23 protein-coding genes are annotated in these 24,623 nt (G+C 71.3%); 11 read left to right on the forward strand and 12 right to left on the reverse strand.

Annotation, left to right across the window (positions count from 1 at the left end; genetic code table 11):
* The first annotated feature begins 494 nt into the window (after positions 1-494).
* Complete coding sequence (locus ACA511_RS31235) at positions 495-1,157, forward strand: HD domain-containing protein (RefSeq protein WP_375028254.1); 663 nt, start codon at positions 495-497, stop codon at positions 1,155-1,157.
* A 4-nt stretch (positions 1,158-1,161) separates the two neighbouring features.
* Here ACA511_RS31235 and ACA511_RS31240 read toward each other — a convergent pair whose 3' ends face one another.
* Together ACA511_RS31240 and ACA511_RS31245 are read right to left on the reverse strand one after the other, a co-directional pair.
* Entirely contained in the window at positions 1,162-2,235 is a 1,074-nt protein-coding gene (locus tag ACA511_RS31240; protein ID WP_375028255.1) for a hypothetical protein, read from the reverse strand.
* A 111-nt stretch (positions 2,236-2,346) separates the two neighbouring features.
* Positions 2,347-3,858: a hypothetical protein gene (locus ACA511_RS31245; RefSeq protein ID WP_375028256.1), complete on the reverse strand. Its 1,512-nt coding sequence runs from the start codon at positions 3,856-3,858 to the stop codon at positions 2,347-2,349.
* A 711-nt stretch (positions 3,859-4,569) separates the two neighbouring features.
* Here ACA511_RS31245 and ACA511_RS31250 point away from each other — a divergent pair.
* On the forward strand, positions 4,570-5,721 hold the full coding sequence (locus ACA511_RS31250) for a serine/threonine-protein kinase (RefSeq protein ID WP_375028414.1): 1,152 nt from the start codon (positions 4,570-4,572) through the stop codon (positions 5,719-5,721).
* A gap of 212 nt (positions 5,722-5,933) precedes the next feature.
* Here the strand turns inward: ACA511_RS31250 and ACA511_RS31255 are convergent, their stop codons facing one another.
* Both ACA511_RS31255 and ACA511_RS31260 read right to left on the reverse strand, forming a co-directional pair.
* On the reverse strand, positions 5,934-6,140 hold the full coding sequence (locus ACA511_RS31255) for a DUF397 domain-containing protein (RefSeq protein ID WP_375028257.1): 207 nt from the start codon (positions 6,138-6,140) through the stop codon (positions 5,934-5,936).
* Positions 6,137-6,634, reverse strand: coding sequence for a DUF5753 domain-containing protein (locus ACA511_RS31260; RefSeq protein WP_375028415.1), 498 nt, complete (start codon positions 6,632-6,634; stop codon positions 6,137-6,139). Before ACA511_RS31260 ends, ACA511_RS31255 begins: the two co-directional genes overlap by 4 nt.
* A 168-nt stretch (positions 6,635-6,802) precedes the next feature.
* On the opposite strand from ACA511_RS31260, the gene ACA511_RS31265 reads away from it, so the two are divergent.
* Both ACA511_RS31265 and ACA511_RS31270 read left to right on the forward strand, forming a co-directional pair.
* Complete coding sequence (locus tag ACA511_RS31265; protein ID WP_375028258.1) at positions 6,803-7,018, forward strand: hypothetical protein; 216 nt, start codon at positions 6,803-6,805, stop codon at positions 7,016-7,018.
* Between the two features lie 631 nt (positions 7,019-7,649).
* Positions 7,650-8,318, forward strand: a complete 669-nt coding sequence (locus ACA511_RS31270; RefSeq protein WP_375028259.1) for a hypothetical protein — start codon at positions 7,650-7,652, stop codon at positions 8,316-8,318.
* Here ACA511_RS31270 and ACA511_RS31275 read toward each other — a convergent pair.
* On the reverse strand, positions 8,300-9,124 hold the full coding sequence (locus tag ACA511_RS31275) for a hypothetical protein (RefSeq protein ID WP_375028260.1): 825 nt from the start codon (positions 9,122-9,124) through the stop codon (positions 8,300-8,302). The genes ACA511_RS31270 and ACA511_RS31275 overlap by 19 nt on opposite strands.
* Positions 9,125-9,154: 30 nt before the next feature.
* On the opposite strand from ACA511_RS31275, the gene ACA511_RS31280 reads away from it, so the two are divergent.
* Positions 9,155-9,592, forward strand: a complete 438-nt coding sequence (locus ACA511_RS31280) for a TraR/DksA family transcriptional regulator (RefSeq protein ID WP_375028261.1) — start codon at positions 9,155-9,157, stop codon at positions 9,590-9,592.
* Between the two features lie 91 nt (positions 9,593-9,683).
* On the opposite strand, the gene ACA511_RS31285 is transcribed toward ACA511_RS31280, so the two are convergent.
* The 3 genes from ACA511_RS31285 to ACA511_RS31295 form a co-directional block, all read right to left on the reverse strand.
* On the reverse strand, positions 9,684-9,905 hold the full coding sequence (locus tag ACA511_RS31285; RefSeq protein ID WP_375028262.1) for a hypothetical protein: 222 nt from the start codon (positions 9,903-9,905) through the stop codon (positions 9,684-9,686).
* 110 nt (positions 9,906-10,015) lie between these two features.
* The gene (locus ACA511_RS31290) at positions 10,016-10,390 is read right to left on the reverse strand and encodes a glyoxalase superfamily protein (protein WP_375028263.1); all 375 of its coding nucleotides are present in this window, start codon (positions 10,388-10,390) and stop codon (positions 10,016-10,018) included.
* A 28-nt stretch (positions 10,391-10,418) separates the two neighbouring features.
* Positions 10,419-10,907, reverse strand: coding sequence for a GNAT family N-acetyltransferase (locus tag ACA511_RS31295; RefSeq protein WP_375028264.1), 489 nt, complete (start codon positions 10,905-10,907; stop codon positions 10,419-10,421).
* 166 nt (positions 10,908-11,073) lie between these two features.
* Between ACA511_RS31295 and htpG the strand changes: the two genes are divergently transcribed.
* From htpG to ACA511_RS31310, 3 genes are all read left to right on the forward strand, one after another.
* Complete coding sequence (gene htpG, locus ACA511_RS31300; protein ID WP_375028265.1) at positions 11,074-12,936, forward strand: molecular chaperone HtpG; 1,863 nt, start codon at positions 11,074-11,076, stop codon at positions 12,934-12,936.
* A gap of 166 nt (positions 12,937-13,102) precedes the next feature.
* The gene (locus tag ACA511_RS31305; RefSeq protein ID WP_375028266.1) at positions 13,103-13,756 is read left to right on the forward strand and encodes a response regulator transcription factor; all 654 of its coding nucleotides are present in this window, start codon (positions 13,103-13,105) and stop codon (positions 13,754-13,756) included.
* 5 nt (positions 13,757-13,761) lie between these two features.
* The gene (locus ACA511_RS31310) at positions 13,762-14,916 is read left to right on the forward strand and encodes a sensor histidine kinase (RefSeq protein WP_375028416.1); all 1,155 of its coding nucleotides are present in this window, start codon (positions 13,762-13,764) and stop codon (positions 14,914-14,916) included.
* Here ACA511_RS31310 and ACA511_RS31315 read toward each other — a convergent pair whose 3' ends face one another.
* Both ACA511_RS31315 and ACA511_RS31320 read right to left on the reverse strand, forming a co-directional pair.
* On the reverse strand, positions 14,917-17,214 hold the full coding sequence (locus tag ACA511_RS31315; protein ID WP_375028267.1) for an FtsX-like permease family protein: 2,298 nt from the start codon (positions 17,212-17,214) through the stop codon (positions 14,917-14,919).
* The gene (locus ACA511_RS31320; protein ID WP_375028268.1) at positions 17,211-17,912 is read right to left on the reverse strand and encodes an ABC transporter ATP-binding protein; all 702 of its coding nucleotides are present in this window, start codon (positions 17,910-17,912) and stop codon (positions 17,211-17,213) included. The genes ACA511_RS31315 and ACA511_RS31320 overlap by 4 nt, the downstream gene beginning before the upstream one ends.
* A gap of 139 nt (positions 17,913-18,051) precedes the next feature.
* On the opposite strand from ACA511_RS31320, the gene ACA511_RS31325 reads away from it, so the two are divergent.
* Together ACA511_RS31325 and ACA511_RS31330 are read left to right on the forward strand one after the other, a co-directional pair.
* Positions 18,052-19,425, forward strand: a complete 1,374-nt coding sequence (locus ACA511_RS31325) for an FAD-binding oxidoreductase (protein WP_375028269.1) — start codon at positions 18,052-18,054, stop codon at positions 19,423-19,425.
* 54 nt (positions 19,426-19,479) lie between these two features.
* Positions 19,480-21,030, forward strand: a complete 1,551-nt coding sequence (locus tag ACA511_RS31330; RefSeq protein WP_375028270.1) for an acetolactate synthase large subunit — start codon at positions 19,480-19,482, stop codon at positions 21,028-21,030.
* An 84-nt stretch (positions 21,031-21,114) separates the two neighbouring features.
* On the opposite strand, the gene ACA511_RS31335 is transcribed toward ACA511_RS31330, so the two are convergent.
* Positions 21,115-22,257, reverse strand: coding sequence for an acyl-CoA dehydrogenase family protein (locus tag ACA511_RS31335; RefSeq protein WP_375028271.1), 1,143 nt, complete (start codon positions 22,255-22,257; stop codon positions 21,115-21,117).
* Between the two features lie 78 nt (positions 22,258-22,335).
* On the opposite strand from ACA511_RS31335, the gene ACA511_RS31340 reads away from it, so the two are divergent.
* Positions 22,336-23,037, forward strand: a complete 702-nt coding sequence (locus tag ACA511_RS31340; protein ID WP_375028272.1) for a MerR family transcriptional regulator — start codon at positions 22,336-22,338, stop codon at positions 23,035-23,037.
* Here the strand turns inward: ACA511_RS31340 and ACA511_RS31345 are convergent, their stop codons facing one another.
* Complete coding sequence (locus ACA511_RS31345; protein WP_375028417.1) at positions 23,038-24,579, reverse strand: polyamine aminopropyltransferase; 1,542 nt, start codon at positions 24,577-24,579, stop codon at positions 23,038-23,040.
* Positions 24,580-24,623: the final 44 nt, after the last annotated feature.

A 24,623-nucleotide genomic window follows, 5' to 3' on the forward strand; every position in this document is an offset into this window, starting at 1 on the left:
GGCCTCACGGCGACGGCGGCCCCGCCGCGCGCGCGTCCCGTCCGGGTACCGGTGCACCCGGACATCGTCGTGACCGCCCACGTCTCCGGTGCCGACCAGGGTGGCCCCGCCGGGAGACACGTCGCACAGGGTGCGGCCCTCCCAGCGGGGGCCGTCGAACTCCGCGACGGCGAGCCCGCCGCCGCCCATCCGCCCGCAGTGCCCGGACGAACCGCCGTGCCCCGCTTCCCCCGCGGCGAGCAGCACGCTCCCGTCACCTTCGCGCTCGCGGCCCCCACTTTGCCGACCATGTGACCCGATACCGGGCATCCCGCGCCGACTGTGATCATCTGGCCCGAGCTTTCACAATGTTGACGAAGCCAACAGACTTGCCCATGGCTCCGACCAGTGCCGATACGCCGGACGGCAGCAATGATCACGACTTACCATTGAGGCACCATGCTTCTCGACACCATCGCTGTACGGCGGCAGAGCGGGAAAGAGTATCGATGACGGTGCCCCAGCGAGATGACGCCGACGATCAGGGCCGGCCGGAGCCGGTCGACGGACGCATGATCGTGCGGATCGTTCGTGATCTCGCCGTCCCCACCTTGCTGGTCAACCGGACGTCGGTCATGCCCTTCGACCGGAACCGGCAGGAGAACGACGCGGAGCATTCGTTCTCGCTCGGCCTGGCCGCGATCTGCATCGCGCCGCTGGTCGATCCCACGCTCGACACCGCGCTCGTGTCGAAGTACTCGCTCGTCCACGATCTGCCGGAGATCTATGCGGGGGACGTGTCGGTGTACGCGCAGGAGGAAGTGCGCGCGGGCAAGGCGCGACGGGAGACCGAGGCCCGCGAGCAGCTGGCGAAGAACTTCGGTGACCTCTTCCCGGACCTCATCGCGACGCTGGACGCCTATGCGGACCAGGACGACAGGGAGAGCCGGTTCGTCTACGCGCTCGACAAGCTCCTCCCCCACGCGATGGTGCTGATCGGCGACCACCACCCGGTCAGGCCGACCTGGGGCGAGTACAAGCGCACCGAACTGAGGGCGCGAAAGAAGATCCAAGCGGCCTTCCCGGAGCTCATCGGCGTCTTCGACGATCTCTGCGCCGAGTTCGCCGAGCGGCCGCACTTCTTCTCCGACGGCGCGTCGGGCGGCGAGCCGCGGTAGCGGGTCATTTCCCCCCTCGCGCCGACACGACCGTCGCGTAGGCGATGCACGCCGCCCCGGTGAGGGCCGCGAGCATGCGCGCCCAGAGCGGCGAGTCCTGCCCGAGGATGGCCGGCAGGGCCACCAGGAACGCCCCCGCGATGCTGCCGGCGACGCGGAAGGACAGCCGCCGCCGCGACCGGCGGACGATGACCGGGAACCACGCGTGCGTGGTCAGCGCGCGGGACCCGGCCCCCGCGCCTCCGTCCTGGGGCCCGCCGAGCCGCAGCGTGACCCGGGTCAGGGCGTCGAAGGACATGGTCTCGGGCTGGAGCCAGAACTCCACCGAGTCGTACCTGGACGCGACGTCGTAGGCGTCGTCCGACGAGACGCGCAGGAACGTTCCGTCCGTGACGCACGACAGGGTCCGCGGCACGTCGTCGGAGTACCTCTTGGAGTAGAAGACGACCGGGAGCCGCGCGGACCGGCGGTCGGATATCGCCAGCCTGCCCTGGTCGTCGAAGTCCATTGCCGCACCGTTGCCGAGCAGCGGCTGAGAGACCCGCATGAAATAGGAATGCGCGAAGGTGTCGTGCATGGATAGGCGGCGGGCTATGCCGAGCCATTTGGCGTCGTCGTCTCCGCCCTCATGGATGCGCAGGTCGGGGAATTTGGTGACCGCCGGATAGTACCGGCCGCCGTTGCGTTCCCTGAGCTTGTCCAGCCATGCCTTTCCGGAGGCGGCGAGTTCCTGTTCGGTGAGCGGCAGGTCCTCCAGGTTCGCGTAGTCCTCCACGCTGAGCTGGAGCACGATCATGTCCGCGACCTTGTCGGTCCGGACGACCGAGGCGAGCCGGATCGGAATGAGGAAGGGCGCGGGCTCGTCGACGTCCGCGACGAACGCGATCACGGTCCGGCGGCTGATCACCGAGCCGTCCGCGATGCAGGTCTGCAGGTCGGGCGCCACGTACTCCGCCTCGTAGCGGAAGCGCAGCAGGGCGCCGCGCGGCAGCGACAGGGCGGTGAGAATGTCCTCCGCGTAGCGCCTGCGGAGGTTGGAGGAGAGCAGGAGGACGCCGGGGCGCGCGTCTGCGGTCATCAGATCCGTGACTTTCCGGAGGTACGGCAGTGGCCCGATTTATTGCTATAACACCTGCAATTTAGCTTATCGTACGGCAGCCGGGGCCGGCACCGTCACGGTGGCGACCGATCACGCCTCGGTGTCACTCTCGTCGCTCAGCACGATGAACCTCCGCCAAACCCGGTCTTTGGGAAGTTCGTCAAGTCTCAAGCGAGATACAGAGTTATAACTGAGCCCGTCGGCGGCGAGGTCCTGATGCCTGCCGCAAAGCACGGGGCCTTCCATGCCCGTGGCCTGGTCGCAGGTCAGGTCGATGATCGTGCGGAACGGATCGGGCCGTTCTCCGATCTCGACCCAGCAATGGTGCTCGACCGAGGAGATCGCCGGGTTCGTGCTCTTCAACTGCCCGTAGCAGTAGGTGGACTCGACGCCGAACTCGTGGCGCAGAGCGCGGGCCAGCCATACGGAGGCGACCCCGCACTGCCCCCGCGGGTCGGCCGGATCCTGGTACTCCAGCGTGTACCGCGGATGCGCGGTCCGCGCGGACCAGGCCGCCTGTATCTCTTTCCGGTACTCCATGAGGCGGTTCAGGCAGTCGGGGTCGTGCGGGGAGAACCGGCGGCGCGGCAGGGACTCCTCGCGATGCCGCCCGTCGGGGATCCTGTGGATCCTTTCCGGTATTCGCGCGAGGGCCCGTTTGGCGTCGCGGGTCACCCCGGTGAGGAGAAGCAGGTTGCCGGGGACGTCGAGTTCCTGGGTGCGCTGCCCGCGCCGCAGTCTCCGGGTCGAGAAGTAGCCGTTGTCGTCGTAGGCGTACACCACCGGCGCGAGCGCGAAGGGCCGGAAGCCGGTGGCGTGGAACGTCGTCCCCTCGAAGCCGAGCATCGGGTTGAACGCGGTGATCACGTACTTGGCCCGCTCGGCGTCGCGGATGTGCTTGAAGGCGCGCCCCAGCATGAGGCTCATGATGTTGTGGGGAATGTCCGGCAGGCCGTGCATGCGGGTGAGGATGAGCAGTTCGCGCGGTTCGGCGTTCACGTCCACGGCTCGCAGGGCGTCCAGAACGTAGGGCCGGTCGACCGGAGAGAACGCCGCATAGGCGATCGGCATGGCGGCGCCGGGGACGAAGAGGCCGAACTCGAGTGTCGTGTCGCTTCTGGCGCTGCGCAGATAGTGAAGCCTCGACTGGATGAACTGGCCGGCGCGCGTCGTGACCTGACCGCAGGCCAACCGCAGCCGGTAGCCGTGGTCGCCCTCGAAGGCGAGGTCGCGGCGCACCTTGCTGCCCCCCGCCAGCATCGAGAAATGCGCCTCGTAGGCCGCGTCGACCGATGCCATGCCGATCTCGGCGGAGCGCACCACCGCCTGCACCCGCACCTGCTCGTACACGTCACCGACGGCGGGTCGCGTGAGCAGTTCGCGCGGAAGGGCCGGGAGGTGCAGGCGAACCTGTGTCTCCATGGTCCGCTCCGCCACCCCGACGCGGTGCGCGTCCCGCCGCCACAGCGGGCTCGCCTTGTCGATGAACGCCTCGATGTCGGGGTCTCGCAGTGCGGAAATAAGATCTTTCCTGCCCGGCGTGGAGGACGATTCCGGTCTCCGCGGACCCTCCGGACGGATCGGTGTCGACGTGCGCGTCATGGGGCCTCCCATCGTTGGCGATCGCGGCCCTGACCATGGCATCGCGCCAATTATAAGCAGTCTTTGCCCGGCCTCTGAGTCGCGAGTCACACTTGTCTCCATCTCGTTCGAAGACGCGCCTCCGCCGGAGATCGAACCTGCATCCGACCTCATATAAATGACCCTTCACCTGAAACCGCACCACAGTCGACGACCTTACGGGCTGCACCTTGGGATGAGGTATCTGCGTCCGTTTAGGGCAGCGGACCTGTCCGAATTCCGTGATCATCTTGTCGGCGTCGCCGATCTCATGTTCGGCTGCGGGCGGATCGCGGCCGGGAAGCGCACGAGGCCCGGCGGGGTCGGTCGGCTCCGGTGGAGTCCCGGTCCGAACGATCGCGCCCCGGCCGTCGTCCACCGGACGGCGGCCGCGCGACCAGGGCGCCCTGCGGCACGGCCGCCGCTCCCCTGCCATCGCAATCATACGACGGCATGATTACAGGAACAGGACGAATGTCATCACATTGCCCGTGAATCGCACGATCTCCTGCACTTTACGGCAACATAGACATACAGCTTCCCACAACATCGACACAAATAAATACTCAATCGATCACACCAGGGCGACCGACATGATGGGCTACCCTAGATCTCCGCGCGCGCGAGCCCATTCCGTAAGGGCCCGAGATTTCCGCGCCGATCGGACTGATTTATGGAGGGCGCTTGTCACGTATGCAACCCGGCCGGCTCATCCATGGGCGGTACAGGATCACAGGAAAACTGGGTGAGGGCGGCTACGGGGATGTGTGGAAGGCCGTCGACATGCACTATGAGATGGACGTGGCGGTCAAGGCCATGCGGCTGGGGGACGGCTTCTCGCCCGATGAGCGAACGCAACTGCTCGCCCGGGCCGAGCGGGAGGCCAAGAACGCGATGCGTCTTCGCGACCATCCATGCATCATCACCACGTACGACGTGGTGAACGAAGACGGCGTGCCCCTCATCGTCATGCGTCTGGTCGACGGGCACTCGCTCGAAGAACGGCTGAGGCGGGTGGGGCGCCTGTCCGCCGAGGAGACCTTGAAGATCGCGACGCTGCTGCTGAAGGCGCTGGAAGCGGCACACAGGTTGGGCATCCTGCACCGCGACGTCAAACCCGCGAACGTCATGCTGTCCAAGGACGGCGAGGCTCTTCTCGGCGACTTCGGCCTGTCCGTACACCCGGCCGACACCTCGATCACACCGTTCGGCCAGCGCATCGGCACACCGGAGTACCTCGCCCCAGAACGTCGGGCGGGCCAGAACAGCGACATGGCGAGCGACCTGTTCGCCCTCGGCGTCACCCTGTACCGGTGTGTGGAGGGAGCGTTGCCGTTTCCCCGCGACGCGGTGTCCGACTGGGCCACCCCGCCGCTGAAGTACGCCGGCCCTCTCGCAGTCCTGATCACGAGGCTGCTCGAAAAGAACCCGAGGAACCGTCCCACCGCCGCCGAGGCTCTCGCGCTGATCAGCGGACTGCCTCTTCCGGGCAGGCCGGGCGAGCCGAGCACCGCAGAACCGTCCCCGCAGGTCGGCCCGCTGCTTTCTCCTTGGGAGGACGTGGCCACGTCCAGGCCCGACACAGTGCGGAGCCGCCCCCTGAGAGCTCTGCGCCTGTCGGGCATCATGACTCTGGCTGCGATCGCCCTCGGGGGCCCCGCCGTAGCGGTGGTCATGCCGGACATGTTCGGCGACAGATCCTTCCAGCGCGCCCCCTGCCACGCCTCCACGCCAGATCTGATTATCAGGAATCACGACGAGGGCGGCGTTTGGCGGCCGCGCCGCTCCATGACGCTGCTCTCGGATGGGCAACCATCGATCTCGCCAGTTGCGCCAGGAAGTTAGCCGGGTCGGCACCCGACGCGCTGACCGCGCTCCGACGGGCCACGCCGTCCGCGGCGGGAGGGGCAGGACGCAACTCCGCCGTTCTCCCGCCTCACCCAGCAGGCCATGCCCTGTCACCCCATCGGAGGCGGGGCAGGCTCGCGGTTTCCTACGATCCCCAGGGCCTCACGCCGGATCATGAGCGTGAGGCCCTCCATGCTGCTGCGGCTCAGCTACCGGTCGTACCGCCCGGCGCGGACGTCGTCCGCGAACATGCTGAACGCCGCGCGCCCGAACGCCAGCCTCGGCCCGTCCGGATCTTTCGAGTCCCGGACGGCCACAACCGATCCACCTTCGGCAACCTCAACGCAGTTGCCGCCTGATGAGTCGCTGTACGTGCTCTTACGCCACTTGCTGGATGACAGGTCGGGGGTACTCACGTGTCCTCCATGATGGTCTGTATCAGGGCGGCGGATTCCGTCGCCGACAGTGCCTCAGATCTTGCCACATTGAAGAGCACGGCAAGGTTCTGAACTGCAACTGCGTCCGCGAGCATCTGACCATTTCCGCCAGCTCCTTCGATGTACGCGACGTCCGTGGATCTTTCGAAGGTAAGGACCTGGAACCCGGTCGCCTCGAAGACATTCGCGCAAGCCGGAAGTACCTGGATGGAGATATTCGGTAGGCCAGCGATGTCCAGCAGCCGCTTGCACTGCCCACAGCGAACCTCCTGTGGGACGTCACGGAGAACAGACTCGCGAATAAGTAGGACCACCACGGGGGGTCTGGGGCCCGTTAGCACCGCCTGCCGCTCCATCCGGATCGCCACAAGTTCATCGATCCGGTCAGGCTGCAGCCCTGTGCCGAACACCAAGCGGGCGTACTCCTCGGTTTGGAACAGCCCAGTGATAAGCACAGGCTCGTAGATGCTGATGTGTGGGTGCCATCGGGTGTCTCCCGGGTGTCGGCCCGTGTGCTCGGGGTGTCGCCCGCCTCGTTCGGGTGCTCGCTGGGGGGGTGAGCGGTTCGTAGCTCAGAGTAACTCTTCCCTGCAAGGCTTTCCCTTGAAACGCCCAACCGAATTCGCAGGGAACCTCGACCCGTGAACGATCAAGAACGCCAGCGACTCCAGCAGCAATATCCCGCGTGGCACATCCGCCGGCCCCCGACGATGGGATGCCTCGTAGCCACCCGCATCGACCATCGGCTGACTCAGCAGGAGATCTACTACGGCCTCTGCGCCACCCTTGTAGAGGACACGTATCAGCAGCTCATCGGGGCTCTCGCCAATCAGCGCAAGATCGAGGAGACGCTATGATCTCCGCGCTGGCGATCACCGGCGGCTCGCTCCTCGCGCTCTTCGCCATATGCATGCTGCTTCTCTTCATACGCATGGGGATCGCCGACCACAGTTACGTCGGAAAACACCGATAGGCCCGGCCCCCACCCGGCCCCCACCCCCGGGGCAGCACCACTACGCACTAACCTGTTTGCGATGCGTTGCCTTTATGAGACCCCCGGTAAGAGCAACACACCGCAAGCCAACACCGTCTAACACTTCGACCGGAAACCCAGCCAGAACCCTGGCTCCGTGACTGCGGCGTGTTGTCCCCGTATGTGGGGCGCGAGGGAGTAACACGCCGCTCCCAAGGCTGCTTCCGACGAAGCGCCTCTGAACACCCGGAGCGGTTGCCGTTCCGGTGCCTGCGCTCCCCCAACCCTGCGCAGGCCACCGACAGTCCCCCAGACCGGCAACCGCTCCGGGCCCACACCCAGAACCCGCCTACCGCCCGCCACTCACCGCACGGAGACCCAACCCTCGCGCCAGCAGCAACCACTCACCATCTGCCCTGCGCGGGGTCACTGCCGATCGCGGAAGGTCTGCTTCGACAGGTTGTAGAACGGCAGCTTCACCGCCAACTGCAGCGTGGGTGCCTTACGTTGCCGACATGACGTCCACTCCCCTGGCCGCGTCGCGCCGGGTGCACGCACGGCGATGGCTCGTCGCCACCGTCCTGCTCTACAACGTCGCGCACCATCTCGGCTTCGCCGTCGCGCCGCTCGGGGACGTCGGCCACACCCGCTGGGGCGACTGGATCGACGTCCTCACCCCCTACACCGTGCTGCTCTCCGCCGCGGCCGCCCTCCGCGCCGCCGGGGCGGACCGCCGCGGTTGGACGCTCTACCTCGTCGGCGCCGTCACGTACACCGAAGGCCACGGCATCCACCTCGCCGCCAACTCCGTCTACAACACCGCCCCGGGCCCCACCGCGCACCTCTGGGACGAGACCGTCGGCCACTACCTCTGGTACGCCGGAACCGCCCTCGTCTTCGCCGCCCTCGCCACGGCGTTCGCCCGCACGCCACCGCCGCGCACCTTGCTCTACCTTCCGTTCAGCCTCGGCGTCGCCGTCACCTGGACCACGAACTCCATCGAGGGCGCCACCGCCTTCATGGGCATCGCGGTCGCCGCCGCCTTCACCGTGTGGGGGTGGCGGACCCGGCAGCACCTGGGCCGCGTCCTGCTTCCCGCCTTCGCGCCCGCCCTCGTCATGCTCACGGCCTACGGGGGCTGGTACCGGGGCTTCCCCCAGCCGTCTCACATGGGCTGGATCTGACCCCGCGGCCCCAGCTTGTAGTCGGCCCACCGCCTGGTCAGCGCGGCGTATTCGGCGACCCAGGGGGCGGAGAGGGTCTCGCTGCTCCTTCGCCACCTCTCGGCGAACACGCGCGAGAACAGGGCGATGTGCGACGGCTCCGCGCCGGCCCACGAAGTGAACTGCGACACCCACGCGTCCGCTTCGCGGGGGGTGTGGCCCGCCTTGAGCAGCCAGGGGATCAGGAGCCCCAGCTCGGCCCATGCCTGGCCGCGGGCGACGAACGCCCAGTCCGCCACGTAGGCGCGCCCGTCGGACGTGATGATCAGGTTGTCCTCGTTGAGGTCGGTGTGGACGAGCGCCGAGCCGGCGATCGCGGAGACGTCCTCGCCGGCCGACGCCCAGCACTGCTCCACCGCCCTCTGGACGACGTCCGGGCACGGGGTGGCCTGGATCGCGTGGAGGGTCTTGGCGAACACGGCCAGGTCCGGCGAGCCCGGCGCGAAGTCGGCGGGACGGCCGTCCACGCGCTCGAACCCGAGGGCGACCCACTCCCCGGTCTCGACCTGGAAGCGCAGCCGGGGAGCGAATTCCGCGACGTAGGGGTTGACCGCCGCCTCACGGCGCAGCGACATGGCCTCGGGGCCGTCGCCGTCCGCCGGCTTCCTGGCGGCCTTGACGAAGGTGGAGCCGTCCGGGCCGTGCAGGGTGGAGGCGAAGTCCGCGTGGTTGCCCCTGCGGGCCGGCTCGATGCTCTTGACCCGGCCCGTCGTGGCCTGGATCTCGGCCCGGAGCTCATCGGGCAGGTCCGTCCAGCCGCTACGCATGAGGTTCCTTCCGCTGAACTCACGATCGTCGTGGCCGAGACCCGCGCCGGCGGCACGGTGCTCGCAGCATATGGGGAGGCGGCGGCCGCCGCGGCCGGAATGGGAGGCGGCGCGGCGGGCGTTGAAACGGAGATGAGCACGGCGGAGGAACGGCTGATCGCGGATCGCGTCGGCACGGTGAGCCTCATCGCGTCGCTGAGCCGCGATTGGCACGGTGTCGTCGACGCGTCGGCGCAGACCGGGGTGGACGACGAGCACGACCCGGAGGGCGCCACCATCGCCTTCGAACGCGCCCGGATCGAGGCGTCCTTGAGCCGGGCCCGCGCGCATCTGGCCGACATCGACGACGCGCTGCGACGGCTCGGCGACGGCGCCTACGGCGTGTGCGAACGCTGCGGCGGCCCGGTCGGGGCGGAGCGGCTGGCCGCCCGGCCCGCCGCCCGTACGTGCCTCGCCTGCGCCGCCTGACCTGGCCGGCGGTGGCGGTGGCGGCGAAGGCTCGCGTGGGCGGGCCGGGCCCACCCGGGCGGTGGGCGCCCGGGCGGGTGCCCTCACCCGGTCAGAGGCGCTCCTTCAGGAGCTCCTTGCCCTGCTCGGCGCCCTTGCGGCTCTCTCCCTGCGCGCGGCGGAAGAAGTCGGCCAGCTGGACGTCGCCCTCGCGCTCGGCGTCGTCGATGTAGGTGTCCAGCCTGAGGGCGTTGCTCAGGCACTGCTCGACGAACCAGGTGATGTTGTAGTCCTTGTCCTTGGTCCCTGTGGCGTGACCGGTCTCTTGAGGCATGAGTCCTCCCCCCGATGATGCTTACTTTTCCGGCGGATACCCATACGTCCGCCGATGAACCTCAGCCCCGTACATACCCACCCTTTTCAGACAGCAGTGACGGCGCCGCGTCAGGCGGGACGAGGGGGCTGCTGGACGCTCCAGCCGTTGCCGTCCGGGTCCTGGAAGAAGACGAAGCGGCCCCAGGGGAAGTCGTGGACCTCGCTGACCTCGACCCCGCGGGAGGCCAGTTCGGACCGGGCGGCGTCGGCGTCCTCGACGACCACCTGGAGGCCCTGGATGGATCCCGGGGGCATGTCGCCGCCCAGGCCGTCGCCGATGGAGATCGAGCAGGCCGACCCGGGCGGGGTCAGCTGGACGAAGCGGACCTCCTCGTTCACCCGGTGGTCGTGGTCGGCGTTGAACCCGACCTGCTCGGTGTAGAAGGTCTTCGCACGGTCCACGTCCGAGACGGGCACCTGCACGAGTTCCAGTTTGAAGTCCATGTCCCCTCCTCAGAGGGAGATGTCGTCGCTACCGGACTTCGTACCCACCGGGCCCGGTGCCAGCGAGCCGTTTCGTCATGAAGACGCTGTTCGGGTCGGGACGGTAGTCGGCGAAGGGCTCGCAATAGACGAACCCGAACTTCTCGTAGAGCTTCCTCGCGGGCAGGAAGAACTCGTCCGAGCCGGTCTCCAGGCTCACCTGCGCGAAGCCCGTCCGCTCGGCCTCGGCGACGATGTGCCCGAGCAGCATGGACGCGATCCCGCCCCGTTTGCGCGCCGTGGACGTGCGCATCGACTTCAGTTCGGCGTGGGACACGTCCAGCCTTTTGAGGGCTCCGCAGCCCACGACGGCGTCGCCGTCCATCACCGACCAGAAGGTGACGTCGGGCTTGCGCAGCGCGTCGAGATCGAGGGCGTGCTTGCTCTCCAGCGGTGTGACCGACCGCATCTCGCGCAGGTGCTCGGCCAGGAACTCCGCGACCCGAGGCCCGGACAGGTCGTCGACGACGATCCTCATCCCGCGCCCTCCTCCCCGTCAGCGACGCCGTACCCGGGCCATTCTCCCGCGCCGGAGCCGACGGCAGCCGCCGAGCCGCCGGGCGCCGACGGCGAACGGTTGACCGGGTCCGGCGCCATTTCTATTCTGTTGGGTCGTCCGAAGGGCGTCGACCAGGGGGTAAGCGGTGACACTGCCGGCGGAGGAGACGTTCGGCTTCCAGGCCGAGGCGGCCCAGATCCTCGACCTGATGGCCAATTCGCTGTACAGCGACAAGGAGATATTCCTCCGGGAGCTGATCTCCAATGCGTCCGATGCCATCGACCGGTTCCGGATCGAGCGCTTCACCCACCCGGAGTCGGCCGGGACGGAGCCGGAGGACGAGCCGCGGATCCGCGTCGCCTTCGACAAGGACGCCCGCACGATCACCATCGCCGACGACGGCATCGGGATGAGCCGCGACGAGGTGATCGGCAACATCGGCACCATCGCCCGGTCCGGCACCGCCGAGTTCCTCCGCGCGAGGAGCGGCGACGCGCGCGGCGACACGGCGCTGATCGGCCAGTTCGGCGTCGGCTTCTACTCCGCGTTCATCGTCGCCGACCGGGTGACGCTGACGACCCGGCGCGCCGGACTGCCGGCGGCCGAGGGCGTGCGCTGGTCGTCCGAGGGCAAGGGCGAGTACACGCTGGAGGCGGTCGAGCGCGCCGAACGCGGCACGACGATCGTCCTGCACCTGCGCGAGGGCGAGGACGAGCTGCTCAACGAGCACCGGCTGCGCTCGGTCATCAAGCGGTACTCCGACCACATCGGCCGGCCGATCCTGCTGGGCGGCGACGACACCCCGGTGAACCAGGCCACGGCGCTGTGGGCGCGTCCGAAGAGCGAGCTGACCGACAAGGACTACGACGACTTCTACCGGCAGCTCACCAACGACTTCTCCGGCCCCCTCGCCCACGTGCACGCGAAGGTGGAGGGGCGGTACGAGTACACGCTGCTGCTGTACGTCCCGTCGCAGGCCCCGTACGACCTGTGGCTGCCGCAGTCGCTCCAGGGCGTGCGGCTCCACGTGCAGCGCGTCTTCATCCTGGAGGACGCCGACCGGCTGATGCCGCGCTACCTGCGGTTCGTCCGCGGCGTCGTCGACTCGGCCGACCTGCCGCTGAACGTCTCCCGGGAGATCCTCCAGGGCGGCCAGGCCATGGACCACATCCGGTCGAGTGCGGTCAAGAAGGTGCTCAGGCTGCTCAAGGACATGGCCGAGGGCGAGCCCGAGAAGTACGCGACCTTCTGGACGGAGTTCGGCGCCACCCTGAAGGAGGGCATACCGGACGACCCCGCCCACCGCGACGACATCGCCCGGCTCCTCCGGTTCACCTCCACGGAGCGCACCGGCGTCTCGCTCGCCGACTACGCGTCCCGCATGAAGGACGGCCAGGACAAGATCTACTACCTGCTCGCCCCCGGCCTGTCCGACGCCGCGTCCAGCCCCCATCTGGAGGCGTTCCGGGCGAAGGACATCGAGGTGCTCCTGCTGGACGACGCCGTCGACAACTTCGTGGTCACGGCCCTGCCGCACTTCGAGGGCAAGCGGCTCCAGTCGGTCGCCCAGGGCCCGCCCGACTTCGGCGACATGGAGGACACCGCCGACAAGGACGCCGCCGAGCAGGACGACGCGGGCTGCGCCGACCTCGTCGGGAGGCTCAAGGAGCACCTGGACGGCAGGGCCTTCGACGTGCGCGTGACCACCCGGCTCACCACGTCCCCCGCCTGCATCGTCGCGGACGAGGCCGACACCGAGTTCGCCCTCGTGCAGCGGATGCGGGGCTCGGGCCTGCCGAACCAGCCGATCCTGGAGATCAACCCGCGCCATCCGCTGATCGAGCGGCTGAACGCCGGGCAGGACGACCCGCGCCTGGCCGACTGGGCCCACGTCCTGTTCGACCAGGCCGTCCTCACCTGCGGCGCCCGCATCGAGGAACCCGCCGCCTTCGTCACCCGCCTCAACACCCTCCTCGTCTCCCTCACCTCCGACACCCCCGGCCGCTAGCCGGGACGACCGGCGTCGCGTCGCCGATCGTCCATGATCACGGGACGCGCGTCCATCGGGATGCCCCTCCCCGGTCGGCGCCGCCGCCCGGCCCGCGGGAGGGCCTCGCCGCGCCGCGGGGGTGGGGTTAACCGGGGGCTTATGGGGTTTCTGGGGGAATGGGAGGATGCGGGTTCTGGTGGCCGAGGACGAGCGGTTCCTGGCGGATCTGGTGGCGGAGGGGCTGCGGAAGCGGGCGATGGCCGTGGACGTCGCCTACGGCGGGGACGGGGCGCTGGAGCGGCTCGCGGTCAACGACTACGACGTCCTCGTGCTCGACCGCGACCTGCCGGGGGTGCACGGTGACGAGATCTGCCGGGAGCTGGCGCAGCGGGGCGCGGCGGTCAGGATCCTGATGCTGACCGCGTCGGGCGCGGTGCACGAGCGGGTCGACGGGCTGAACCTGGGCGCCGACGACTACCTGGCCAAGCCGTTCGCGTTCGACGAGCTGGTGGCGCGGGTCAAGGCGCTGGCCCGGCGGAACGCGGCGGCGCTGCCGCCGGTGCTGGAGCACGGCGGGATCACCCTGGACACCGCGCGGCGGGAGGCGTTCCGGGACGGGCGTCCCGTGCCGCTGTCCCGCAAGGAGTACGCGGTCCTGGAGGTGCTGATGCAGGCGCGCGGCACGGTCGTCAGCACCGAGGACCTGCTGGAGCGGGCCTGGGACGAGAACACCGACCCGTTCACCACGGTGGTCAAGGTGACGATGAGCAAGCTGCGGACGAAGCTCGGCGGGCCCGCCGTCATCGTGACCGTGCCGGGGAGCGGGTACCGGCTGTGAGGCCGATGACGGTGCGGGCGCGGATGACGCTGCTCTACGGCGGGCTCTTCACCGTGATCACGCTGGGGGTGCTCGGCGCCGTGCTGTGGATCCAGGAGAGGATCGTCGACGGCCGGGTGCAGGACGTCCCCTTCGGCGTCCCGCTCAGCGGCATTCCGTGCGATCAGCGGGCCGCCGAGCAGTCCTGCCGGAAGGTCCCGTTCGAGGGCCCGCTGTCCTTTCCGGAGGAGGCGTCGAAGCGGGTCGTGGAGCCCGAGCGCTTCCAGGAGAGCCTGGTGGGGTCGCAGCGGCTCGTCATCCTGGTCGCCATCGCGGTGATCGTGGTGCTGGCGTTCGCGGTGTCGTGGTGGCTCACCGGGCGGCTGCTGCGGCCGCTGCACCGGATCACCGGCACCGCGCGCCGCCTGTCGCTGACCACCCTGCACGAGCGCATCGCACTGGACGGCCCGCAGGACGAGCTCAAGCAGCTCGCCGACACCTTCGACGCCATGCTCGACCGGCTGGAACGGGCGGTCGACAGCCAGCGGCGGTTCGTCGCCAACGCCTCCCATGAGCTGCGCACGCCGCTCGCCGTCCAGCGCACCGCCATCGAGGTCGGCCTGGCGGATCCGTCGCCCGAGCGGCTCGCGGTGGTCCGGGCGGAGATGCTGCGCAACACGCGGCGGTCCGAGCGGCTCATCGACGGGCTGCTCGTCCTCGCGCAGGGCGAGCGCGGGCTCGACGGCCGGGCCCTGGTCGATCTCGAAGCGGTGGTGGGGCAGGTCGTCGGCGACCATCTGCCGCTCGCCGAGCGCGGCGGCGTCGCCGTCGCGGCCGCGACCCGGCCCGTCACCGTCGCGGGGGACGAGGTGCTGCTCACCCGGATGGTCGCCAACCTGGTGGAGAACGCGATCCGGCACAACCGCCCCGGCGGGGACGTCCGGGTCGAGCTGTCGGAGGAGGGGCTGGTCGTCCGCAACACGGGCCCGGTCGTCCCGCCCGGGAAGGTGGACGAGCTGTTCGAGCCGTTCCGGAGGCTGGCCGGCGACCGGACGGGGCCGGGCGGCGGCGCGGGGCTCGGCCTGTCGATCGTCGCCGCCATCGTGCACGCCCACGACGGCACGGTGAGGGCCACGGCCGACCCCGCCGGGGGGCTGTCGGTGGCCGTGGCCCTCCCCTGATCACTCGCTGCGGAGCACCGCGGCGGTGCGGGTGGCGGCGGCCCGGACGGCGGGGATCCAGGCGCCGAGGACGGCGACCAGCAGCCCGGCGCCGGCGGGCGGCAGCAGCAGCGTCCAGGTGTAGACGTGGATCCACGACCTGGCCATCCCGCTGCTGAGGAGGTCGCCGGTGAACACCACGACGCCGTGGTGGGCCAGCACCCCGAGCGGCGTTCCGAGCGCCCCGCCGATCACCCCGAGGGCCGCCATGGACGTCACCATCATCAGCACGACCTGGCGCGGCGCCATGCCGATGGCCTTGAGGACGCCCAGGTCACGGCTGCGCTCCCGGGCGCTGAGCAGCACGCTGTTGAGCACGCCGAGGCCCGCCGCCGTGCAGATGATCAGCGAGAACAGCACGGACAGGCCGGTGAAGACGACGGCGCCGCCGAGGTCGGACTCGGCGACCTCGGCGTGCAGCCCGCCGGACGCGGCGGAGTTCACCCGCCGGGCGTAGGCCGCCGGGTCCGTGCCCGGCGTCACCATCACCGAGAACGGCCGCGGCATGGACTCGTCGCCGGCCCCGGGCAGGCTCGCGGCGTCGAGCATCAGCCTGGTGGTGTCGGAGTGCGCGAAGGAGCCGACGATCCGGACGGCGGCCCGCGACCCGTCCGCCTGGAGGGTGAGGGCGTCGCCCACGTCCAGGTCGTTGCGCCGCAGGAACGCCTCCGTCACCACCAGTTCGCCCCGGCCGGCGAACCAGCGCCCGCGGACGAGGTTGTCGCCGAAGAACGGCCGGTAGTCGCCGCCGTAGGTCTCGGCCACCAGCCCTGAGGGCAGCCCGGCGACGCGCACGGGAACGGGCATGGACGACATCACATGCGCGGTGCCCGGCTGGGCGCGCAGCAGCGCCGACACCTGCTGCTCCGGCAGGCGCGCCGGCCCCTGGAGGTGCGGGTCGACGCCCACGTCGACGGACGTGCGCGCCTCGGCGTCCGCCGTGAGGATCTTCGTGACCGTCTGGTGGAGGCCGAACCCCATCGTCACGGCCGTCACGCCGAGGCAGAGGCCCGCGAGGGTGAGCGCCGTCCGCGCCGGACGGGCGACGGGCAGGCTCAGCCCGAGACCGGCCGGGACGGGCAGCCGGGAGCGGGCCAGCCACCGCTGCGCTCTCCGGCCGCGTCCCCCGCGCGAGACGGTCCCGGCGCTGATCGCCTGGACCGCCGGCAGCCGGCCCGCCCGCAGCGCCGGGAGGAGCGCGGCCAGGACGACGAGGGCGAGGACGCAGCCGCCCGCCAGGACGTCCGGTCCGAGGCCGGTACCGCCGGCGGACGGCAGGTCGAACCCGGCGGCCAGGTCCGCCGCCACCCGCCCGGCGAGCAGGTGCCCGGCCACGAGCCCCGCCGCGCAGCCGAGCAGCGCCGGCGGCGCGATCATCCCGACATGCACGGCGACCACCTGCCCGGGTGTGAAGCCGAGCGCCTTCAGCACGCCGATGCGCCGGAACCCCGCGACCACCGCGCCGCTGACCACGTTGCCGACGATGAACACCGACACTGCCGTCGCGAGCGCCCCGAAGACCGCGACGAACGGGATCAGCTCGTTGAAGTCCTCCTCGAACGACTTCTCGACCTCCACGTAGGACGCGTAGTCCCGCGTCGGCAGCCCGGCGGTCGCGGCGGCCACGCCCCGCCGCACCGCGGCCGCGTCGCCCGCGCGGTCGAACCGGTAGAGCATCCGCAGCCCGTCCGGCCTGAGCGCGCCGATCTGGCCGGGCGTCACCCAGCCGTCCGCGCCGCCCGTCACGGAGGCGGCGAAGCCCACGATCTCCAGCGCCGGGAGTCCCGGCGGCGCCACGGTGCCGCCCAGCCGCTTCGGGCCGACCGGGCCGCCCCGGAGCACGATCTCGCCGGGCCCGCGGACCCACCGCCCCGACGTGACCGTCAGCCGGTCCACCGGGCCGCCGGGGTCGGCCCGTCCCGCGACGAGGAGGCCGTCACCGCCGACCGTCCGCGGGCCCATCCCCTGCCCCTGGGGCAGCTCGGCCGTCTGGAACGGGCCCGCGGCGGCGGTCACCCCGGACGCGTGCGCCGTGGCCGCCGCCTGCCCGGCGGTCACCTTCGCGGAGTCGAACGCGACGGTGGCGTGCGCCCCGCGCGCCTGCGCGAACGCGTCGGCGAACAGGGAGTCGGAGGCGGCCAGCAGGCCCAGCCCGAAGACGAGGGTGGCCGTCGACAGCGCCACGACGACGGCGATGCTGACCGCCTGCACCCGGCGCCGCCGCGCCCCGGCCCGCGCCGCCGCCCGCACCGCGCTCATCGCACGCCCCTCTCCAGCTCGGCCTCGCGGACGATGCCGCCGTCCCGGAACTCGACGATCCGGGTCGCGCAGCGGGCCGCCAGCCGCTCGTCATGGGTGACCAGCAGCAGGGTCTGGCCCTGCCGGTTGAGGCCGAGCAGCAGGTCGACGACCTGCTCGCCGGTCGCGCTGTCGAGCGCGCCGGTCGGCTCGTCCGCGAGCAGCAGCGCCGGGCGGTTCATCAGCGCCCGCGCCACGCCGACCCGCTGGCGCTCGCCCCCGCTCAGCACCGCCGGGTAGGCGCCGCGCCGGTCGGCGACGCCCAGTTCGTCCAGCAGTTCCAGCGCCCTGGCCCGCGCCTTCCGGGCCGGGACGCCGACGAGCCGCCCGGCCAGCGCCACGTTCTCCAGCGCGGGCAGGTCGTCGAGGAGGTTGAAGAACTGGAAGACCATGCCGATCCGGCGGCGCCGGAACCGGGCCAGCGCCGCCTCGCCCATCCCGGTGATGTCCTCGCCGTTCACCTCCACCGTCCCGGACGCCGGGCGGTCCAGGCCCGCGACCATGTTGAGCAGCGTCGACTTCCCGCTGCCCGAGGGCCCCATCACCGCGACGGCGTCCCCCGCGCGGATCTCCAGCGTCACCCCGTCCAGCGCGGTGACACCACCGAATGTCTTGCGCACGGAGCCGAGCCGTACGACCGTGTCCTCAGGTGCGTTCACCCGGCCACCATGGCGGCCGGAGGGTTTCCACGAGGTGAGCGCCCGGGACTTTCGGCCCGCGGACCCAGGCCGGAGGTCGCACCGCCGCCGGGGTCCGGCGGCGGCAGACTTGCCGGACGCGGCTCCTGGGAGGGCGGGCATGGCGGATGTTCGGACGGCGCTGGGCGAGGTCGTCGGCGAAGGGCATGTGCTGACGGGCGACGAGGTACCGCCGGAGTACGGGCGGGACGAGTCGCTCGGCGTCGCCGCGGAGCGGCCGGGCGCGGTGGTCAGGCCGGCGGACGCCGCGCAGGTCGCGGCGGTGCTGCGGGTCGCCGCCGGGTACGGGCTGCCGGTGACGGCGCGCGGTGCGGGGACGGGCCTGTCCGGTGCGGCGGTGCCGCGGCCCGGCGGGCTGGTGGTGTCGTTCGAGCGGATGAACCGGATCCTGGAGATCGACACGGACGGCCAGGTAGCGGTGGTGCAGCCGGGCGTCACCCTCGCCGAGCTGGACCGGGCGGCCGCCGGGAAGGGCCTGGTGTACCCGATCTTCCCCGGCGAGGACAGCGCCAGCATCGGCGGGACGGTCGCCACCAACGCGGGCGGCATGCACGCGGTGAAGGAGGGCGTCACCCGGCACCACGTCCTCGGGCTGGAGGCGGTGCTCGCCACCGGCGAGGTGATCCGGACGGGCGGCCGGTACGTGAAGACGTCCACCGGCTACGACCTGACGCAGCTCATCGTGGGGTCGGAGGGCACGCTCGCGCTGGTGACGGAGGTGACGCTGCGGCTGCGTCCCCGGCTCCCGCACCGTGCCGGGGCGCTGGCGCCCTTCCCCGGCACGGAGGCGGTCACGGCGGCGGTGTCCCGGCTCACCGGCGGCGGGCTCGACCCGCTCGTCCTGGAGTACGTGGACGTCCTCGCGATGGCGGCGATCACGGAGAACGCCGGGCTCGACCTCGGCGTGCCGCAGGACGTCCGCGACGCCGCCGGGGCCTACCTGCTGGTGGTCCTGGAGAACCGCTCCGCCGACCGGCTCGACGAGGACGTCCAGGCGCTCGGCGAGGAGCTGTCTGGCCTCGGCGCCGCCGACGTGTACGTCCTCGCGGGCGACCGCCTCCAGAAGCTGATCACCGCCCGGGAGCAGGCGTTCTGGGCGGCGCGCAACGCCGGGGCGAACGCGATCGTGGACGCCGTCGTGCCGCGCGCCGCGCTGTCCCGGTTCTTCGCCGCCGTCCCCGCGATCGCCGGACGGCACGGGGCGCTGATCGGCGGCTGCGGGCACGCCGGCGACGGCAACGTGCACCTGTCGGTGTTCCAGCCGGACGCGGCCGCGCTGGACCGGCTGATGGACGAGCTCCTCGCGGCGGCCGCCGCGCTGGGTGGGACGATCAGCGGGGAGCACGGCATCGGGCGGGAGAAGACCCGCCACTTCCGCGCCCTGGAGGATCCGGCCAAGGTGGAGCTGATGGCGCGGATCAAGCGGGCCTTCGATCCGGACGGGATGCTCAATCCGGGCGTCCTGTTCGGCTGAGCCGTCCGGCTGAGCTGTTCGGCTGGGCTGGAGACGAAACGTGGGGAGATGCGAATGAACGGCGCGCAGGCGATGGTGCGCACGCTGGCGGACGCGGGCGTCGGCGTGTGGTTCGCCAATCCGGGCACGTCCGAGCTGCACCTGGTGGCGGCGCTGGACGGCGAGCCGCGCGCGCGGGGCGTGCTGTGCCTGTTCGAGGGCGTCGCGACGGGCGCCGCCGACGGGTACGGGCGCATGGCCCCGGCGCCCGCCGCCGTCCTGCTGCACCTCGGCCCCGGGCTCGGGAACGGGCTCGCGAACCTGCACAACGCGCGGCGCGCCGGGACGCCCGTCGTCACGGTCATCGGCGACCACGCCACGGACCACCAGCGCTTCGACGCGCCGCTCCAGTCGGACATCGCCGCGGTCGCCGGGTCGGTGTCGGCCTGGACGAGGCGGCCCCGCGACGCCGCCGACGCGGGCCAGGCGGCGGCGGAGGCCGTCATGGCCGCCCGGGCCGGCGGCGTCGCCACGCTGATCGTGCCCGCCGACGTCGCCTGGTCGGAGGGCGGCGGCGCCGCGCCGGCGCTGCCCGCGCCCCGCCCCGAGCCGGTGGCCGCCGACGCGCTGGAGCCGGCCGCCGACGCGCTGACCGGCGGCGAGCCGTGCGTCCTGCTGATCGGCGGGGACGCGACCCGGCGCGAAGGGCTGGCGGCCGCCGGGCGCATCGCGGCGGCGACCGGGGCGCGGGTGCTGTGCGAGACGTTCCCGGCCCGGCTGGAGCGCGGCGCGGGCGTCCCGGCGGTGGAGCGGCTGGCCTACCTGGGCGAGATGGCGTCGGCGCAGCTGGACGGCGTCCGGCACATCGTCCTCGCGGGCGCGCGCCGCCCGGTGACGTTCTTCGCCTACCCCGGCAAGCCCGGCGACCTGGTCCCGGACGGCTGCCAGGTGCACGACCTCGGCGCCGACGCGACCGGCGCGCTCACCGGGCTCGCCGACGCGATCGCCAAGGAGGCGGTCCCGGTACCGCAGCCGGCGGCGCGGCCCGCGATCCCGTCCGGGACGCTCACCGGAGAGACCGCCGCCGCCGTCATCGGCGCGCTGCTGCCCGAGGGCGCGATCGTGTCGGACGAGGCGAACACGTCCGGGCTGTGGCTCCCGGCCGCGACCGCGGGCGCGCCGCCGCACGACTGGCTCTCGCTGACCGGCGGCGCGATCGGCCAGGGCATGCCCGTCGCGACCGGCGCCGCGGTCGCCTGCCCCGACCGCCCGGTCGTCTGCCTGGAGGCGGACGGCAGCGCCATGTACACGCTCTCCGCGCTGTGGACGCAGGCCCGCGAGGGCCTCGACGTCACGACCGTCGTGTTCAACAACGGCGCCTACGCGATCCTGTCGATGGAGACGACGCGGGTGGGCGCCGTCCCGGCCCCGCCCGAGCCGGGGACCATCACCCGGGACATGGTCGACCTGTCGCGCCCGTCCCTCGACTTCGTCGCGCTGGCGTCCGGCATGGGCGTCCCGGCGACCCGGGCGCGCACGGCCGAGGAGTTCGCCGCCCAGTTCGGCAAGGCGCTCGCCGAACCGGGCCCGCACCTCATCGAGGCGGTCGTGCCGCCCCTGGGCTGACGGCCGTCGCGCGCTGCGCCGGTGAGGAGTGAGGGCTTTCGTCCCCCGGACGGTGCCCTTCGGCCCGGCCGGGGGGCGCGGGCGTCAGACGCCGAGGCCGCGGCCGATGATCTCCTTCATGATCTCGGTGGTGCCGCCGAAGATCGTCTGGATGCGGACGTCCTGGTACGCCTTCCCGATCGGGTACTCGGTCATGTACCCGTAGCCGCCGTGGAGCTGGACGCAGCGGTCGACGACCCGCTTGAGCAGCTCGGTGTTCCACCACTTGAGCATCGCGGCCTCGTCGGCCGTCAGCTCGCCCGCGCCCTCCTTGAGGATGCACTCGTCGGTGAACGAGCGCGCGACGGTCAGCTCCGTCTTCATCTCGGCGAGGGTGAAGCGGTTGTGCTGGAACTTGCCGATGGGGCGGCCGAACGCCTCGCGGGTCTTGCAGTACTCCAGGGTCCGCTCGAAGGCGTCCTCGGCGGCGGCCATCGCGGTCGCGCCGATGGACAGCCGCTCGCGGGCGAGGTTCGTCATCAGGTAGATGAAGCCCATGCCCTCCTCGCCGAGGAGGTTCGCCTTGGGCACGCGGACGTTGTCGAAGAACAGCTCGGCGGTGTCCTGCGCGTGCATGCCGACCTTGTCGAGGTTGCGGCCGCGCTCGAAGCCCGCCATGCCGCGCTCGACGGCGAGGAGGCTGACGCCCTTCGCCCCGGCGGACGGGTCGGTCTTGGCGACCACGATGACGAGGTCGGCGAGGATGCCGTTGGAGATGAACGTCTTCGAGCCGTTCAGGACGTAGTCGTCGCCGTCCTTGACCGCGGTGGTCTTGATGCCCTGGAGGTCGGAGCCGGCGGCGGGCTCGGTCATCGCGATCGCGGTGACGATCTCGCCGGAGCAGTAGCCCGGGAACCAGCGGGCCTTCTGCTCGTCGGTGCAGAGCTGGCGCAGGTAGCCGCCGTTGATGTCGTTGTGGACGGCGAAGCCGGGCCCGTGGATGCCGGCCTTCGCCAGCTCCTCGTTGAAGATCACGTAGTAGCGGTAGTCGTCGTTGCCGCCGCCGCCGTGCTCCTCCGGCATGTCGATGCCGAGCAGGCCCGCGCGCCCGGCCGCCAGCCACACCTCACGGGAGACGATGCCGTCCTTCTCCCACTGCTCGTGGTGGGGGGCGGCCTCCTTCGCGATGAAGGAGCGCACCATGTCGCGGAAGGCGTCGTGCTCGTCGGTGTAGATGTCCCGTCCCATCCGGCGGTCTCCCTCTAGTAAGTGCGTGCTGATACAAGGTTAATGTAACACTGGCGCTGTCACATAGAGGGAGGCGGGATGGAACTCACCGTGGACGAGCTGGCCTCGCGCGCCGGCGTCACCGTCCGGACCGTGCGGTTCTACGCCGGGCGCGGCCTGCTCCCCCCGCCCCGCCTGCGCGGACGCACCGGGCTCTACGGCCCCGACCACCTCGCGCGGCTCGAACTCGTCCGGGAGCTCCAGTCGCTCGGCCTCACGCTCGCCTCCATCGAGAAGCACCTCCAGAGGATCCCCCTGGACGCGCCGGCCGAAGACCTCGCGCTGCAGCGGGCGCTGCTGTCGCCGTGGGCGCCCGAGCGGCCCGAGGACCTCGACCGGCACGAACTCGACCGGCGGGCGGGACGGCACCTCGACGACGAGACCATCGACCGGCTGGCCGCCCTCGGCGTCGTCGAGCGGATAGCGGACGGCGCCGTCCGGGTCGTCAGCCCGGCGCTGCTCGGCATCAGCGCCGAACTGGCCGAGCTGCCGATGCCGCTGGCCACGCTGATCGCGTCCCATGAGGCCGTCGACCGGCACACGACCGCGCTGGCCGCCGAACTCCAGCAGGTCTTCCAGGACACCGTCGTCCGGCCCTACCGGGAGGGCGGGCGGGCGCCGCAGGAGCGCGAGCAGCTCATGGAGATGGCCGGCAAGCTCAAGCCGCTGATGATCCAGTCGCTGGTGACGTCGTTCCAGCGGGCCGTGGACAAGGCCATCCGCCGCTCCGTCCCCGACTGATCAGGAGTTCTTCCACTCCTCGCCCTCGTACTCGACGAGTCGCGGGTGGACGAGCGTGTTGACCTCGACGTCCCGGCTGCGGCGGTCCTTGGGGAACACCGTCGACGCCTGGAGGACGTCGCCGTCGAGGAAGCGGAGGCCGGGGACGTCAGGCGCGAGCTTCAGCGCCGGTGCCTCCCCGGTGGGGGACGCCAGGACGTAGCCCCAGTCGCCGAAGCTCGGCACGTCCACGTGGTACGGGGTCGTCGCGAAACCGGCGGCGGCGATCGACTTCTCGATGCTCCAGAACGACTTGGGCGCGAAGTACGGCGACCCCGACTGGACGACCATCCGCCCGCCCGGCGCCAGGATCCGCTTCACCATGCCGTAGAACTCGACCGAGTACAGCTTGGCCGTGGACACGTCGTCGGGGTCGGGCATGTCCACGATGATCGCGTCGAACTGCTCCTTCAGGCCGCGCAGCCACGAGAACGCGTCGGCGGCCACCGTCCGGACGCGCGGGTCCTCGAACGAGCGGTGGTTCAGCGACACGATCGGCTTGTAGGTGCGGGCCAGGTGCAGCATCTCCGGGTCGAGCTCGACCAGCGTCGCGCTCCGGACGTCCTTGTAGCGCAGCACCTCGCGCAGCGCCAGCCCGTCCCCGCCGCCGAGGACCAGCACCCGGCCGTGCGGGCCCGACATCAGCGGGTGGACGAGCGACTCGTGGTACCGGTACTCGTCCACGGACGAGAACTGGAGGTCGCCGTTGAGGAACAGCCGCAGGTCGGACGGCCCCAGCCCGGCCTGCCGCGTGATGACGATCTCCTGGTACTTCGTGCGCTCGGAGACCGCGATCGGGTCGGCGTAGAGCGCCTGCCGCGCCGACACCTCGAAACCGTCCGCCAGCGCGTACGTCCCGCCGAGGACGCCGAGGACGGCCACCATGCCGAGCGCCAGCGCGGCCCGCGCGACGCGCCCGACCTCGCGGCGGAACAGCCACAGCACGACCGCCATCCCGGCGACCGCGTTCACGGCGCCGACGAGCAGCGCGCCCTTGATGTGCCCGAACGCCGGCAGCAGCAGGAACGGGAACGCGAGCCCGCCGACCAGCGCGCCCACGTAGTCGGCGGCGAACAAGTCGGCGACCGCGGACCCCGCGTCCTGCTTCCTGATCCGCTGCAGCAGCGTCATCAGCAGCGGGATCTCCGCGCCGATCAGCGCGCCGACCGCGAACGACACCACGACCAGTGCCGGGACGTACAGGTCGAGCCACGCGAACGCCGCGTACAGCGCCAGCACCGACACGCCGCCGATCAGCGCGAGCACGCCCTCGACGACCGCGAACGCCACGACCGCGCGGCCCTGCAGCGGCTTCGCGGCCAGCGACCCGACGCCCATCGCGAACACCATCACCGACAGGACGATCGACGCCTGCGTGACGGAGTTGCCGACGAGGTAGCTGCCGAGCGCGACCAGCGCCAGCTCGTACACCAGCCCGCACGCCGCGCACGTGAACACCGCCGCGAGGACGAGCGTGCGCGCGACCCGGGCCGGGACGCGCAGCCTCCCCGGACCGTCCGCCCGGGACGGCTCCGGGGAGGCCCGCT

Origin of the sequence: Actinomadura sp. GTD37, from assembly GCF_041951365.1 — a bacterium.
In the GTDB taxonomy this organism is placed as follows: Bacteria; Actinomycetota; Actinomycetes; order Streptosporangiales; family Streptosporangiaceae; genus Spirillospora.